We start from the raw sequence: 320 nt of genomic DNA, 5'->3' as shown, positions 1-320 counted from the left end.
CTGCCCATCGGCGGCGGCAAGGGCGGCGCGGACTTCGACCCGGCGGGGAAGTCGGACGCGGAGATCATGCGGTTCTGCCAGGCGTACATGCAGGCGCTGTACCGGTACATCGGGCCGGATGTGGACGTGCCCGCCGGGGACATGGGCGTGGGCGGCCGGGAGATCGGGTATCTCTTCGGCGAGTACCGGCGGCTGAAGGGGGCCTGGGAGAACGGTGTGCTGACGGGCAAGGGGTTCTCTTACGGCGGCAGCCTGATCCGGCCGGAGGCCACGGGCTACGGCGCGGTATACTATCTCCAGAACGTGCTGGAGCACGAGGG

At 69.4% G+C, this 320-nt stretch carries 1 protein-coding gene; it reads left to right on the top strand.

The genetic code is table 11. From position 1 onward, the window contains the following. Positions 1-320: Glu/Leu/Phe/Val dehydrogenase dimerization domain-containing protein (locus tag OCV80_RS16435; protein WP_288183052.1), on the top strand; the 320-nt coding region annotated here is incomplete at both ends.

The organism is Oscillibacter acetigenes (assembly GCF_025567605.1).
GTDB lineage: Bacteria > Bacillota > Clostridia > Oscillospirales > Oscillospiraceae > Oscillibacter > Oscillibacter welbionis.
Note: the sequence above shows the minus strand (reverse complement) of the source record. Positions and strands in the feature narration are given on the sequence as shown.